The sequence below is a fragment of the Pseudovibrio sp. Tun.PSC04-5.I4 genome (genome assembly GCF_900104145.1).
GTDB lineage: Bacteria > Pseudomonadota > Alphaproteobacteria > Rhizobiales > Stappiaceae > Pseudovibrio.
In genome coordinates, this window is the sequence record NZ_FNLB01000006.1 from 1,518,113 (window position 1) to 1,533,171 (window position 15,059).

General features: G+C 50.1%; 13 protein-coding genes and 1 tRNA gene. 5 read left to right on the top strand and 9 right to left on the bottom strand.

What is annotated here, in order from left to right; translation table 11 throughout:
- Positions 1 to 14: 14 nt before the first annotated feature.
- Positions 15 to 452: a DUF192 domain-containing protein gene (locus BLS62_RS12105; RefSeq protein ID WP_208990834.1), complete on the bottom strand. Its 438-nt coding sequence runs from the start codon at positions 450 to 452 to the stop codon at positions 15 to 17.
- A gap of 121 nt (positions 453 to 573) precedes the next feature.
- A complete protein-coding gene (locus BLS62_RS12110; protein ID WP_093188833.1) occupies positions 574 to 1,155 on the bottom strand; it encodes a cold-shock protein in 582 nt (193 codons plus the stop codon).
- Positions 1,156 to 1,571: 416 nt separating this feature from the next.
- Here BLS62_RS12110 and BLS62_RS12115 point away from each other — a divergent pair, with 416 nt between their 5' ends.
- Both BLS62_RS12115 and BLS62_RS12120 read left to right on the top strand, forming a co-directional pair.
- Positions 1,572 to 2,012 (top strand): VOC family protein, encoded by a 441-nt coding sequence (locus BLS62_RS12115; protein ID WP_093180981.1) that lies wholly within the window; start codon positions 1,572 to 1,574, stop codon positions 2,010 to 2,012.
- A 198-nt stretch (positions 2,013 to 2,210) separates the two neighbouring features.
- Positions 2,211 to 2,285: transfer RNA gene (locus BLS62_RS12120), tRNA-Glu, on the top strand.
- Positions 2,286 to 2,597: 312 nt separating this feature from the next.
- Here BLS62_RS12120 and BLS62_RS12125 read toward each other — a convergent pair.
- A complete protein-coding gene (locus tag BLS62_RS12125; protein WP_093180983.1) occupies positions 2,598 to 3,176 on the bottom strand; it encodes a single-stranded DNA-binding protein in 579 nt (192 codons plus the stop codon).
- 404 nt (positions 3,177 to 3,580) lie between these two features.
- Here BLS62_RS12125 and uvrA point away from each other — a divergent pair, with 404 nt between their 5' ends.
- Positions 3,581 to 6,514, top strand: coding sequence for an excinuclease ABC subunit UvrA (gene uvrA, locus BLS62_RS12130; protein ID WP_093188836.1), 2,934 nt, complete (start codon positions 3,581 to 3,583; stop codon positions 6,512 to 6,514).
- A gap of 620 nt (positions 6,515 to 7,134) precedes the next feature.
- On the opposite strand, the gene BLS62_RS12135 is transcribed toward uvrA, so the two are convergent.
- Positions 7,135 to 7,677, bottom strand: a complete 543-nt coding sequence (locus tag BLS62_RS12135) for a hypothetical protein (RefSeq protein WP_093188839.1) — start codon at positions 7,675 to 7,677, stop codon at positions 7,135 to 7,137.
- Between the two features lie 278 nt (positions 7,678 to 7,955).
- Here BLS62_RS12135 and trmFO point away from each other — a divergent pair, with 278 nt between their 5' ends.
- The gene (gene trmFO / locus BLS62_RS12140; protein ID WP_093180986.1) at positions 7,956 to 9,353 is read left to right on the top strand and encodes a methylenetetrahydrofolate--tRNA-(uracil(54)-C(5))-methyltransferase (FADH(2)-oxidizing) TrmFO; all 1,398 of its coding nucleotides are present in this window, start codon (positions 7,956 to 7,958) and stop codon (positions 9,351 to 9,353) included.
- Positions 9,354 to 9,390: 37 nt separating this feature from the next.
- Here trmFO and BLS62_RS12145 read toward each other — a convergent pair whose 3' ends face one another.
- The 5 genes from BLS62_RS12145 to yajC all read right to left on the bottom strand — a co-directional run bounded on the left by BLS62_RS12145 (position 9,391) and on the right by yajC (position 13,807).
- Positions 9,391 to 10,245, bottom strand: coding sequence for a phytoene/squalene synthase family protein (locus BLS62_RS12145; RefSeq protein WP_093180988.1), 855 nt, complete (start codon positions 10,243 to 10,245; stop codon positions 9,391 to 9,393).
- Positions 10,246 to 10,266: 21 nt separating this feature from the next.
- Positions 10,267 to 10,671, bottom strand: coding sequence for an Mth938-like domain-containing protein (locus tag BLS62_RS12150; protein ID WP_093180990.1), 405 nt, complete (start codon positions 10,669 to 10,671; stop codon positions 10,267 to 10,269).
- Between the two features lie 147 nt (positions 10,672 to 10,818).
- Complete coding sequence (secF, locus tag BLS62_RS32175) at positions 10,819 to 11,760, bottom strand: protein translocase subunit SecF (protein WP_093180992.1); 942 nt, start codon at positions 11,758 to 11,760, stop codon at positions 10,819 to 10,821.
- A gap of 16 nt (positions 11,761 to 11,776) precedes the next feature.
- A complete protein-coding gene (secD, locus tag BLS62_RS32180) occupies positions 11,777 to 13,381 on the bottom strand; it encodes a protein translocase subunit SecD (protein ID WP_093180994.1) in 1,605 nt (534 codons plus the stop codon).
- A gap of 96 nt (positions 13,382 to 13,477) precedes the next feature.
- Positions 13,478 to 13,807: a preprotein translocase subunit YajC gene (gene yajC, locus BLS62_RS12165; protein ID WP_093180996.1), complete on the bottom strand. Its 330-nt coding sequence runs from the start codon at positions 13,805 to 13,807 to the stop codon at positions 13,478 to 13,480.
- A gap of 314 nt (positions 13,808 to 14,121) precedes the next feature.
- Between yajC and BLS62_RS12170 the strand changes: the two genes are divergently transcribed.
- A complete protein-coding gene (locus tag BLS62_RS12170; RefSeq protein ID WP_093180998.1) occupies positions 14,122 to 15,018 on the top strand; it encodes an ATP-binding protein in 897 nt (298 codons plus the stop codon).
- The last annotated feature ends 41 nt before the right edge of the window (positions 15,019 to 15,059 follow it).

Consider the following 15,059-nt stretch of genomic DNA (forward strand, 5'->3'; position numbering starts at 1 on the left):
CTCCTACCTGCCTATCATGGTATCCGAATAACGCGGTCACCGGGCTTTATACCAAGCGCCATTGTCCGCCCCGCCAACACTTCCAAAACATACTGAGCAGGAACACCTGAGGAGATAATCTCTTCAGAATATGGGACCGTATTTTTCGCAATGCTTTTGATGATGTTGTCAGAGCCAATGAAGATGATATCCAGCGCGCTCGGCGTGTTCTTCATCCAAAAATTCTGTGGTACAGAAAACGAGAATACAAACAACATCCCTTGATCAGGAGAGAGATCAGTCCGGCCCATCAAACCTTGAGCGCGAGCTGCAGCGTTTTCAGCAACCTCGACCTGAAATTCATGTTTACCCGTTGCACTGCGAACCTCAATTGTTTCAGTTCTCAACTCCGCCGCGAAAGCAGAGCTCAAACAGAACATCGCCGCAATGACAGCCCATTTTAAAACAGCCATAAATATTTCCTGCGTCTCGTTCATTATAGCTTTGATACAAAGAAAAACCCTTGGCAAGACACCAAGGGTTTTTGATAGGCAAATCTCGTAAATGTGATCTCGTAAGGCGCATAAACGCAACTTAGTGAGAGGTCGGTATGTGTGTTCCACTGCCAACCGGACGAACTTCAGCAGCCATCTGCCCTTTAGGTCCATTTCCAAAACGAACCTGTACTTTTTGCCCAGGACGCAACTCTGTAATGCCAAACCTGCGCAATGTTTCCATATGAATGAAAATGTCTTCAGTCCCCTCACCACGCGTCAGGAAGCCAAATCCCTTCACACGGTTAAACCACTTAACTTCCGCATCAATAAAACCGCCATCAGGCGTAACTTGAACATGAGTACGCGAAGGAGGCAGTTGAGATGGATGAACCGCATAGCTTTCATCCATAGAAAGAATGCGCATCGCTTGCAATCCGCGTGGCCTGTTCAGGACCTCACAAACAACACGAGCCCCTTCATAGGCGGTCTGAAAACCATCTCGCCTCAAGCATGTAACATGCAATAAGATATCAGGTAGATCGTCTTCTGGTTCTACGAAACCATAGCCTTTGCCAATATCGAACCACTTGATTGTTCCCGCCACCTGAAGAACATCTAAGGCTGTATCGTCAACCAGGTCCTCGACAGAGCCTACCTGAGGCGCCGTTTTTACCACCATGATGAATGCCCCGAAATTTGCCGCATCTGAAATGTAACGCCCAGCAACAAACCGAACGCCACTTGATTCCACCAAAAGAATATCATCAGGAACCGGGCCAAGAAGGTGAAAAATTAACAAACAGCTAAATGATCCCCCATTGATTTAATTAGTGTTGTCCTATCAACACCATTTACCTACAGTTTGGAGGGGGTATAGCTAACACTACTGAAATTTTTATCTAGCAGATCGCTGAGTTGCTTTCGAAACCTCCATACGGCGAGCGATACACATTAATACGCAACACTCCCTTCAATTCCCCATTCAAGAAATACTGGACACCCTTTCCCTTTAATCCTTTTCACGCTAAATTCGCGCACTTACAACTTACACTGACTATAAAAATAAGGTCAGCCCCCTAACCGAGAAAGCTAGAAATGCGCTATTTGCACACCATGGTCCGCGTTAAAGATCTGGACCAATCCATGCACTTTTACTGCACCATCTTTGGCATGAAAGAAGCTCGCCGGCATAAAAGCGAAGCAGGACGCTTTACCCTTGTCTACCTCACGGCGTCAGAAGACCAAGAAGCTTTCCAGTCGACTCAGGCGCCTGCACTGGAGCTGACCTATAATTGGGACACTGAAGAGTATGATGGCGGACGTAATTTTGGCCACCTCGCCTATGAAGTAGACAACATCTATGAGACCTGCGCCAAACTGCAGGCTGCGGGCATCATCATCAACCGCCCTCCACGCGATGGGCGCATGGCTTTTGTTCTGTCTCCAGACGGTATTTCAATTGAACTACTCCAAAAGGATGGAAGTCTGAAACCAGCTGAACCGTGGCTTTCCATGGAAAACACCGGCAGCTGGTAGGCAACTATCCAAAATTTTGCGCCTCAGAATCCGACTGAGGCGCTGATATCACACAAGAAAACAGAGAATAACTCCATTTTCTTCATATTTGTGGATTGTTTGAATTATTAAAATTTAGGCGCTTGCCAAGTCTCCCTCAAATTCTTATAAGCCTCCTCACACAGCCAGCGCACAACACGAGGCGCTGCTGATGAGTGTGCGCCCATCGTCTAGCGGTTAGGACGCCGCCCTTTCACGGCGGAAACAGGGGTTCGATTCCCCTTGGGCGTACCATTTACTTTCCCAAAATTCTATATGCTTAGCTCCATTGGTACCAATTCGTATATCTTATGGTCAATGCACACATGTTTTCTGGATTACAGAAAGCCAAAAACATGGACATGAAGCATTCATTGCAAAAATTCTGCATTACCGAACCTCTCCCGCGTTGACAAGCATCTAGTGAAACAGTTCAAAATTCCTATTGGCTGTCCACTCCCACAACGCTCAGCCTTCAACGCACCATGCAAAAATGAAAAATGCTCAGAAACAGCTGCATCGCACTATTTCTGAGCATCGAATTTTAATTGCTATACAGAGCAGGCCTTAGAATGGAATCTCGTCATCCATTCCACCCCCAAAGCCGCCGCCAGATGGGGCAGATCCACCGCCGCCACCGCCAAAGCCACCACCCTGATTACTGGCGCCACCGCCAGTGGAACCTCCACCAGAAGAACCTCCACCAGAGTATCCACCACCCTGATCGCCGCCGCTACCACCACCAAAGCCGCCAGATTGACCACCAGCTTGACCGCTTTGACCGCCGCCTTCGCCGCGACCATCAAGCATTGTCAACGTAGAGTTGAAGCCTTGCAAAACAATCTCGGTTGAATATCGCTCCTGACCACCTTGGTCCTGCCATTTACGGGTCTGGATCTGACCTTCAATGTAAACTTTGGAGCCTTTGCGCAGGTATTGCTCAGCAACCTTTGCAAGTCCTTCGTTGAATACAACAACGCGGTGCCATTCAGTGCGCTCACGGCGCTCGCCGCTGTTACGATCGCGCCAGCTCTCAGAAGTCGCGATGCGCAGGTTTACGATCGCCTTGCCGTCCTGCGTGCGCCGAACTTCCGGATCTGCGCCCAGATTTCCAACCAAAATGACTTTATTGACGCTACCGGCCATTGAATTACTCCTAGATCAAAGCCTGCTCAGCTATTTTGAGCAGGTCGAGTTGGCAAGTAACCTATGCTCCGAGCCCCACAAATCAAACAGGCTTTCGCTTAGCAGTGACATTTGTCCACATTTCCCAGCAGATCTGCGAATATATGAGGCACCAGAAGGTTCCGCTCAAAACTCGTTCTATTTTTGTTCCCATACATTCGCATCTACTCCCACCAAGTTCAACACTGAAATTTCTGCAAAGACAATTTTCTGAGAGCATATTCAAAAAGGCTTGCTCCTTAAAATCGTTCCGTTTATGTTCCACCTAATTTATTGCGCATACCTCCTGTATTTTTGAGGATCGCGCCTTGACCTGTTTTGCTCTTTAGATGGCGAAATCAGCATTCGTGACAAAGGACAGCTCCATGGCGAAGTCGCCAACCCGTAATAACCAGAATAATCATGCGCGCGTTGATCACCTCAAACAGATTACCGTACGCGGCGCTCGCGAACATAACCTAAAGAATGTCGATCTGGATCTTCCACGCGATAGTCTGATTGTTATGACTGGCCTGTCCGGTTCGGGTAAGTCCTCCTTGGCCTTTGATACGATTTATGCCGAAGGGCAGCGCCGCTATGTTGAAAGCTTAAGCGCTTATGCCCGCCAGTTTTTGGAGATGATGCAAAAGCCGGACGTAGACCAAATCGACGGCCTATCTCCTGCAATCTCCATCGAGCAGAAAACCACTTCAAGAAACCCGCGCTCAACAGTCGGCACAGTCACCGAAATCTATGACTACATGCGCCTGCTCTTCGCCCGCGTCGGCATTCCGTATTCCCCTGCAACTGGATTACCCATTGAAAGCCAGACCGTCAGCCAGATGGTTGACCGCATTTTGACATTGGAAGAAGGCACGCGTCTTTTCCTCCTCGCGCCTATCGTTCGGGGCCGCAAAGGCGAGTACCGCAAAGAACTCGCAGAGCTGATGAAAAAAGGCTTCCAGCGCATCAAAATTGATGGTGAATACTACGAAATCGCCGAGGCCCCGGCGCTGGATAAGAAATTCAAACACGATATTGACGTCGTGGTTGACCGCCTTGTCGTGCGTGAAGATATGGCAGGACGATTGGCAGATTCCCTGGAAACAGCGCTGGAATTAGCCGAAGGACTCGCCACCGCAGAATTTGCGGATGAAAAAGATGAAAAAGGCAAACCAAAGCAGATGATCTTCTCGCAGAAGTTTGCCTGCCCGGTATCTGGTTTCACAATTCCAGAAATTGAGCCACGCCTATTCTCGTTCAACAATCCGTTCGGCGCTTGCCCAACGTGTGATGGCCTCGGAACGAAGCTCGCGTTTGAAGCCGAACTCGTTGTTCCAGATCAGACCCTATCACTTCGCGGTGGAGCAGTACTTCCGTGGGCAAAAACCGGAGCAACCTCTCCGTATTACGCTCAAACACTAGAAGCGCTAACGAAGCACTACAAGCAGTCCATGACGAAGGCTTGGCGTGACCTGCCTGACGACTTCCAAAACGCTGTTCTTTATGGAACCGGCGATACAAAAATCCAGTTTGTATATGACGACGGCACTCGCTCTTACAAAACAGACAAGTCGTTTGAGGGCGTCATTGGCAACATTGAGCGCCGCTGGAGAGAAACAGATTCTCAGATGGTGCGCGATGAACTCTCCCGCTACCAATCCGACCATGCATGCGACGCCTGTAAGGGGTACCGCTTGAAGCCAGAAGCACTCTCAGTCAAAATTGCTGACCGTCACATTGGCCAGATCACCGCCCTTTCAATCAAAACAGCCCATGAATGGTTCTCCAGCATTGAGGACAAGCTAAGCGATAAACAGACCCAAATCGCTTATCGTATCCTAAAGGAAATTCGAGAGCGCCTGAAATTCCTGAATGATGTCGGCTTAGAGTACTTGTCAATGGATCGCGCCTCCGGCACGTTGTCCGGTGGTGAAAGCCAGCGTATTCGCCTTGCATCTCAAATCGGTTCCGGTTTAACCGGCGTTCTTTACGTTTTGGATGAGCCATCCATTGGCCTTCACCAACGTGATAATGCCCGGCTTCTGGAAACACTCAAGCACCTGCGCGATCTGGGGAACACCGTTATCGTAGTCGAGCATGATGAGGATGCAGTCCTCACAGCTGATTATGTGGTGGATGTGGGTCCAGGTGCGGGTATCCATGGTGGTCAGGTCGTGGCGAAAGGCTCACCAGAAGAAATCATGGCCAATCCTGCTTCCCTTACCGGTCAGTACCTTTCCGGCAAAATGAGCATTCCTCAGCCCAAAGAGCCACGCAAGATCGACAAAAACCGACAGATCAAGGTTTTCGGCGCCCGCGGCAACAACCTGAAGGATGTGAACGCCAGCATCCCACTTGGCACATTCACGTGTGTGACCGGTGTATCTGGAGGCGGCAAATCAACCTTCTTGATCGACACCGTCTATAAAGCCACGGCCCGACGGCTAAACGGTGCCCGCGACAACCCTGCTCCGCACGATCGTATTGAAGGTCTGGAGCGCCTCGACAAAGTCATCGATATCGACCAATCCCCGATTGGCCGCACGCCGCGCTCAAACCCTGCAACCTACACCGGCGCCTTCACGCCCATTCGGGAATGGTTTGCTGGCATGCCGGAAGCAAAAACTCGCGGCTACGCACCAGGTCGCTTCTCGTTCAACGTCAAGGGCGGCCGTTGTGAAGCTTGTCAAGGCGATGGCGTCATCAAGATTGAAATGCACTTCCTACCGGATGTCTACGTGACATGTGATGTTTGTAACGGTAAGCGCTACAACCGCGAAACACTTGAAGTCCAGTTCAAGGGCAAATCAATTGCAGGTGTACTGGATATGACTGTTGAAGAAGCTGCCTCCTTCTTCTCAGCTGTTCCCTCCATTCGCGACAAAATGGAAACCCTCGCCCGGGTTGGCCTCGGCTACATCAAGGTTGGTCAGCAGGCCACCACCCTTTCTGGAGGTGAGGCACAGCGTGTAAAGCTGGCCAAAGAGCTGTCAAAGCGCTCAACAGGCCGTACTCTTTATATTCTGGATGAGCCAACAACAGGTCTCCACTTCCATGATGTCGCCAAACTACTGGAAGTTCTTCATGAGCTGGTGGACCAAGGCAACACGGTTCTTGTGATTGAGCACAACCTTGAAGTCATAAAAACAGCAGATTGGATTCTGGATCTGGGGCCGGAAGGCGGCGATGGCGGCGGAATGATTGTCGCGACCGGTCGCCCTCAAGATGTAGCGGAAGTACCGGAAAGCTATACCGGGCACTTTCTTAAAGAGCTGTTTGACCGGCGTGGATCAGGCAAACTCGACGCAGCTGAATAACAACATCCGGAGTGGCTGCGATTTCCTTAGCCACTCCTTTTTCTATATAATTCTCTTTTGCGCACAAATCCCAGCGCCAAAACACAGCACGCCTTTCGCAGTGCCATATTCGATTCATTGAAAATTGATTAAGTCCAGCCCATTAAATGCATAATAATTAGGCATTCTGCTTTTTAGGTATGCAGTTTTGTGCTTTAAATCACATTTTTATTGCATTGCACTATAGTATATACGGCAAATTCTGTCCCTATTAGCGAAAATGAGATACTTCACATCGAACTTGCTATGCATATTACGCATAGCGGACATGCGAAATGATGTGATGCACAATTAGAAACTCTTTTGTATAAACCACCTCAAGGCCGCTGAGGAACTCCTCCCAATCTTTTCAGTGGCCCAACATACAATCCTCAGGTGGCACCTCCTCCCAAGCCACTTGATGGGTCCGAAACAGAGATTTCCTCCCAGTTCTCTGTTTACTAGCTTCGCCCGTCGTTCCTCCCATCGACGGGCGTTAGCTGTTTTAAGGCCTCTTTTTCCAAATCAGCCCAACCACAGTACAAAATAAAAGCGCGTCACATCTGCAACGCGCTTCTTCATTTTTTGGCCCCCTAGCAAATTTATTGGATGTGTGGCTTCACCAAGTCTGCGCTCGTCATATGCATCCACTTGGACAGATGCAAAATATCCGGCGCCTTGCCATTGCTTAACCGCCAGCTATCAACAACCCACGGAACCTGTGTCGTTTCATCGACAACAACCGCGGAGGCATGTGGGTACTTACCATCAAGGAAATACCCCCGGGAGGCAGGCCGCGTTACACGGTGGTACTTCAACCACCCTTGCGCGCTTGCATAGGTGAGCAGGCTGGTCGTATTGGTGGCCTCGTCAATACAGTCCATTTGACCTCTGACATTACCATTACCCATATCAAGTCCGCCAATATCGTCGGAGGACCCAACCACAGGACCAACGCGTATCTCCTGCCACTGCACCGCTTGGGAAATCGCTTTACGTTCAGCCTCCGGGCTTTTAGCTCCGCGCTTCAGGAGTGTGCGCAATTCGCGTTTGTCTTGCGCGTTGAAGGAAACTGCCGTGCGATATTCACATCCAAATCCATGGCAGATATAGAGCGTATCAACTTTGTTTTCGAGAGCACCCATTTGGGCGTACCATGAGCTCGGCGGCCCGTTAATTTGGCTCATACAGGCAGAAAGCCCGAGAGCAGACACGACAACGATTAAACCTTGAGAAATCTTCTTCAATTTCTTTTTTGAAATATGCATATGTTTATGTGAATCACTTTGAACGACCATGGGAAATTGATGACCTAAATGATTGAATTGAGCAAGTTCTGAGGCTAAGCAATTTGCAAGCAATAAACACTTAGGCTTCTACAAGCGCAATGGCGCAACAGCAGCCCAGTCTGATTGGATGAGAAATGACTAAGCAACCCATACATGTGGTTGGTGGCGGCCTCGCAGGCTCAGAGGCAGCTTGGCAAATTGCAGAAAAAGGCCTCAAGGTCGTTTTGCATGAAATGCGCCCGACACGGAAAACCGATGCGCATCAAACCGATGGCCTTGCTGAGTTGGTCTGCTCCAACTCTTTCCGGTCTGATGACGCTGAAAACAATGCGGTTGGCCTGTTGCATGCCGAGCTGCGCGCTGCTGGTTCCCTCATCTTAAAATCCGCCGATGCCAACAAAGTCCCCGCTGGGGGAGCTTTGGCAGTGGATCGCGATGGGTTTTCGCAGACTGTACAAGCCGCTCTTGAGAACCACGAGAACATTGAGATCCGCCGCGAAGAAGTCACGCAGATCCCAGCAGAAGATCAAGGTCAGGTGATCCTTGCAACGGGGCCACTGACCTCGCCAGCGTTGTCTGAGGAAATTATGCGCGTTACGGGGGAAGATTCCTTAGCATTCTTTGATGCCATTGCGCCAATCCTCCACACCGAAAGCATCAATATGGATGTGGCGTGGTTCCAGTCTCGCTACGACAAGGTTGGCCCAGGCGGCAATGGGAAAGATTATATCAACTGCCCAATGGATAAAGAGCAATACGAAGCCTTTATCGATGCGCTGATTGGCGGTGAGAAAACCGTTTTCAAAGAATGGGAAGCAAACACCCCTTACTTTGATGGCTGCCTGCCGATTGAAGTGATGGCAGAACGGGGCCGGGAAACACTGCGGTATGGCCCAATGAAGCCAATGGGTCTGACAAACGCTCACCAGCCAGACATCAAAGCTTATGCAGTTGTGCAGCTGCGGCAGGATAATGCCCTTGGCACGCTGTACAACATGGTTGGCTTCCAGACCAAACTGAAATACGGGCCGCAAGCTGAGATCTTGCGCATGATTCCAGGTTTGGAAGAAGCGCAATTTGCCCGCCTTGGCGGATTACACCGCAACACCTTCCTCAATTCCCCGCGCTTGCTGGATGACCAGATGCGCTTGAAGGCCATGCCACATGTTCGCTTTGCAGGTCAGATCACAGGCTGTGAAGGATATGTGGAATCCACAGCAGTTGGCTGTCTGACTGGCTTATTTGCTACTCATCAGGCACTTGGTACCATCATCACCCCACCTCCCGTCACAACGGCATGTGGTGCAATTGTCAACCACATCACAGGTGGTCATATTGACCGGGAAAGCGGCTCAGGCCCGCGTTCCTTCCAGCCGATGAACATCAACTTCGGTCTGCTGCCACCACTGGATGAAATGCCCAAGCATCCGGAAGGCAAACGCTTGCGCGGTAAAGAAAAAACCCGCCTCAAAAAGCAGGTCATGGCCAAACGTGGTCTGGATGATTTTAAAGCTTGGGTCGCAACGACCTAATCAATAAAAAGGCCGGGAACACCGGCCTTTTTTATTCTCATACGAGCTTTGCAAGATGCCTTGACGTCCGCCACATGCACCACATTCTACGCATATGAGAAGCTCCCCCATGAACCACAAGAGGTTCAAAGTTATCTTTGTCCGCATCATTTAAAAACAGTCGTGCCTGAAACACCGGCAAAAAGGCTGGCAATACCCGCGGATCAACACCGACCAGCGCTGCCTCACATTGATCGAGGTGATGGTTACAATGGGTGATCATCTCCTCAAACACAGCCCATACACCGTCATTGGAGTTGCTGCCAGTGAAGGCATTGGCCAAAACACTATGGCGTTCAAGCACATCATTGGGAATAAATTGTTGGTGCCGCGCGGCTTGCCACGTCAAGGTCTGCAACAGGCCAGCCAGCGCATAAGCGACCCCGCCATGCCCGCAAGCATCAGTAACTTGAGTGTCAGCATGCTCACCGCCTAAGATGAGAGAAGCCAGTAAAACAACTGAAGAGTTGGTCTCGCCGCAATACCCTTCAAGATCATTGAGCGTTGGCATCGGATCAGAATACAAATCAAACCGACGCGCGGATATCAAGTTCAGAAATGGCTCTTTTGGCAGCTTGTGATGATCAATTGTCTGCAAAACGGCTTGTGCGACCGGATTAAACTCCACATCCCCGTGTTCCGTCCCGCTCAGTGTATCATGCCACCATTGCAGCCGAATTTCACCCGGCATAGGTTCATTGACCAGCTCACGGATCCGCGCAATCTCGCAGGCAAAGGCGTAGATTGCTGATAAACTTGGACGAGCAATCGCCGGAGCATACAGAGTACTCAAGTACCGCTCATAGGAAAAGCGTTTTACGAAATCATCACAGTGGTCAAAGGCTTGGCTCATATCCAGATCACGCTTTCCAGTTTACGCATCTTCAACAGCGATAAAGACTGCGGCAACGGCGCGATCTTCAGCAAGCAAAACATTGTATGTGCGCACGGCTGCCCCGGTGGACATGCTGTCGACCATAATACCTTTCTCACGAAACAGCGTCTTGCGAGACTCTAAAAACGGATGCATTTCATCGCCAGTACCAATCAACAGCACTTCAATACCGTCAGATTCCGTGAGAATCTGAGCAAGCGCAGCATCTGTAATCTCTTCAAAACGCTCCGGATCCCAACCATACACACCTGAAGGAACACACATCAACGATCCTCGATGGGACATATCTGCAAATCGGAACCCGCCATTTCCGTAGGCATCAATCTGGACCATACTAGGATAATGCGCATCCCGTACTTCCATTGGCTCGCCGCGTAGTCCCATTGTGTCCTCCAAAGGTGTAACCGCGTCCAGTGTACTAGCAAAGTAGTAGCCTCTGTTTAATTCCGACGGTCAGAATGTCCAATATAAAAAATGGGGCTGACCACAAGTGTAGTCAGCCCCATTTAAAAGTGCAGCACATCCGGCAAACTATGCAGATGTTACTGGTGTTTTATCATCTTCACCCTTGTCAAACACACTGGTGCGAAGCTTCAAAAGCATCAGCAGTGGAGAGGCCAGGAAGATAGAAGAGTACGTACCAATCACGATACCGAAGATCATAGCCAGAACGAACGACTGGATCACTTCTCCGCCCAGGAAGTACAATGCAAACAGTGCCAGAAGCGTTGTTACAGACGTCATGGTTGTACGGGAAAGTGTTTCATTGATGGACTTATCCAGCAGCTCTTCCAAGGACAAACGCTTGTAACGGCGCAGGTTCTCACGAATACGATCATAAACCACCACGGTATCATTAAGTGAGTAACCGATGATGGTCAAAACCGCTGCGATACTGGACAGAGAAAAGTCCAGCTGCAGGATTGAGAATAACCCGACTGTCAGCAAGATATCGTTGAAGGTGGTAATAATTGCCCCAACTGCGAACTGCCATTCAAAGCGGAACCAGATGTAAAACATGATCATCAGCAGTGCAGAACCAACCGCCAGAGAGCCAGCATATGCCAACTCGCCGGAAACACGAGGTCCCACAACTTCTGTTCTGCGGAACGCGATATTCTCAGTAAACGCACCACGGATTTTCTCAATGGCACCCTGCTGAGCATCTTCGCCTTCACCCTGAGATTCAATGCGGATCAGAACTTCGGTCGGAGACCCAAATTCCTGAACCTGCACATCACCCAGACCCAAACCACCCAACGTTTTACGAATACCAGAAAGGTCTGCGGGACCATTGGTGCTTTGCAGCTCAATCAGTGTACCGCCCTTAAAGTCGATGCCGTAGTTCAACCCGACAGTAAGGAACAGCACGATTGAAAGAACCGCTGTAATTCCGGAAATTGGGTAGCTCAACGCCCGCCAATGCATAAAGCGGAAATTGGTTACCTCCGGAACAAGTCTAAGAAGTTTCATCTTTTTACGCTCCGGATCAAATTGGTAATTTGGATGGACGCTTACGCTTCACCCATATTGAGATGAGGAAACGTGAAATGGTGAATGCTGAGAACACAGTGGTAAAGATACCAACCATCAAAGTCACAGCAAACCCTTTTACAGGTCCAGACCCGATGAAGAACAGGATCATAGCCACGATCAACGTGGTGATGTTCGCATCCAAAATTGTGCTAAGTGCACGAGTAAAGCCCGCATCGATAGCTCCAATTGCAGAGCGACCTGCCCGTGCTTCTTCACGAATACGCTCATAAATCAGCACATTCGCATCAACCGCCATACCAATGGTCAAAACCACACCAGCAATACCCGGCAGCGTCAATGTCGCCTGAAGCATGGTGAGAACACCAAAGATCAGGAACACGTTAGCTGTCAGCGCCAGATTGGCAATGATACCGAACTGACCGTAAGCAGCCAGCATGAACAAGATCACAGCAGATGCTGCCACGATGGAGGCAATTTTGCCGCTATCAATGGAATCCTGACCAAGGCCCGGTCCAACAGAACGCTCTTCAACAACGTCCAGACGCGCAGGAAGCGCACCAGCACGCAAAAGAACAGCAAGATCATTTGCACCATCAACAGTGAAACTACCGGAAATCTGACCGGAACCACCTGTAATCGGGCTACGAATAACCGGAGCGGTAATAACTTCATCATCCAGAACAATCGCGAACGGACGCCCAACATTGGCGCGGGTCACATTTGCAAAGACGCGGGCGCCGGAGGTGTTGAAGCGGAAGTTCACAACAGGTTCATTGGTCTGCTGGTCAAAGGAGACCGACGCATCCTGAAGTTCTTCACCAGTCAGCAACGGCGACTCACTCAGCAAGTACGGCTGACCATCAGTTCCATCCACAATCATTGTACCAGCTGGCGGGCGTCCCTGAAGAGCCTGTGAGGCACTCATTTCCTGACTAACAAGATGGAATGTCAACTGAGCTGTCGCGCCAATGATGTCCTTCAGACGCTGAGGGTCGCTTTCACCCGGAGCTTCCACAAGGATACGATCACTGCCCTGACGCTGGATAGACGGCTCGGTTGTACCAAGCTCATCAACACGGCGACGGATAACCTCGATGGATTGCTTCACAACGGAAGCAAGACGCATGTCCAGGCCTTCCGCAGAGAAGGCCATCCGGAATAGGCCGTCACCTTGAGGTTCAAGAATAAATTCGTTGACCACCGTTCCGCCAAAAACACCGGAGTTGAGTGGATTAACAAGTTCTGCAAGGCGTTTTTCAGCCTCATCAAAGCGTGCAGCATCACGAATGCGCACCTGAACGCCGTCACCTTGAATACTCAGTCCGGTGTAACCGATGCGTGGATTTTCACGCAAGGCCTGGCGGATACTACCAGTAAGCTGGCGGAACTGCTTTTCTTTGTAATCTTCCTTATCAACCTCGTAGAGCAGATAAGCACCGCCCTGAAGGTCAAGACCGAGAACAATCTGGCGCTTAGGCATAAAATCCGGCCAGGATTGAACGGTGCTTGCCGGGAAGAAGTTCGGCAATGTTGCAAGTATACCGCCCACTACCACAACGATAATTAGGGCGATTTTCCAACGCGCAAAATGAAGCATGAGTATATGCCCGGTCCTAGTAGTCAGAGAGCTTCAACCGCAAAGGCCGCGCCTTAACGGTTGAAGCTCTCTGAAAGTACAAGCATCAAGGCGCGATTATTCGCCGTCCTTGACAGGTTCACCTTTAGAACGAACCTCTTGGATCATAGCGCGTGAAATACGCACACGCGTACCCTCCGCAATATCCATCTGCAGCTCAGAATCATCAACAATCTTGGCAACTTTACCGATCAGACCACCGGAGGTCACAACAGTATCGCCGCGACGCAGGTTGCTCACCATTTGCTGATGGGTCTTCATGCGCTGGCGCTGTGGGCGAATGATCAGGAACCACATGATCACGAAGATTAGAATAAATGGCACGACAGACATAAGGATGTCTGGAGCTCCACCCAAAGACTGCGCATAGGCAGGGGTAATAAACATTAGTTTCTCCTTACCACAAATTCCAAAGGAACCTGATGGCGTTCGTCAAACGACTGATGAGGCAAACCTCACCAAAAATCACCATGACCCGAAAGATCAAGGATTTTGGGCTGGACTATACAGTCCACTCCAGTGTTTTCAAGGCATTGACATGCTAACTAGGACTTTCCCCAAGAGTATTGGCCGTGATACAGCTGTAAATAGGGATACTTGGCCGCAGGTTAAACACCAGAACCACTACTTAGACAATTTTTCACCCAATTCATTATGCGTAAGCTTTTGCCACCGCACCTGAGTTAATCACGTAGAAACAGATGATCACTAAAGAAAATAGAGAACCATCGGAGATCGCGCTTTTAACAAATAAGCTCGATGAAATTGTAAGCCTGCTGGCAAGCACACTCCCCAAAACAACCGCACCTGTCGACTTTTCTGCGGCAGATGCGTTTGTATTTCACCCCTCACCTTTTGAGTTGTCTCCCGTTCCCAAAGTGAACCGGGTTGATATTAGCCTGCTCAAGGGCGTTGATCACTCCAAGAATTTACTGATGGACAACACCGCTCGGTTTGCCAAGGGGTTACCTGCCAACAACGTTCTGCTCTGGGGCGCGCGTGGTATGGGAAAATCATCACTGGTGAAATCCGCTCACGCCTCCATCAACACTCAGTTTGCAGCGGTGGCGGACTTCAAAACACTGATCCTGATCGAGATCCACCGCGAGGATATTGAAGCCCTGCCCGCTTTGATGAACCAGTTGCGCGGCCAGCCATTCAATTTCATCATCTTCTGCGATGATCTTTCCTTTGATGGTGACGACACCAGCTACAAGAGCCTCAAAGCTGCCCTAGACGGCGGCATTGAAGGTCGGCCATCCAATGTACTATTTTATGCAACATCGAACAGGCGCCACCTCCTACCGCGCGATATGATGGAGAACGAGCGCTCCACCGCCATCCACGCGGGCGAAGCGGTGGAAGAAAAAGTATCGTTGTCTGACCGATTCGGACTTTGGATCGGCTTCCACAAATGCTCTCAAGAGGAATACCTTGAGATGATTGAGGGTTATACAACGCACTTCGAATTAGTGATCACGCCGGAAGACCTCAGAGCGCAGGCTCTGGAATGGTCCACCACGCGCGGTGCCAGATCTGGACGTGTTGCATGGCAATTCATTCAAGACCTTGCAGGACGCCTCGGCAAGAGGCTTTGACACAACAAAAAAGGGCCCCGCAATCGGAGCCCTTTTCAAAA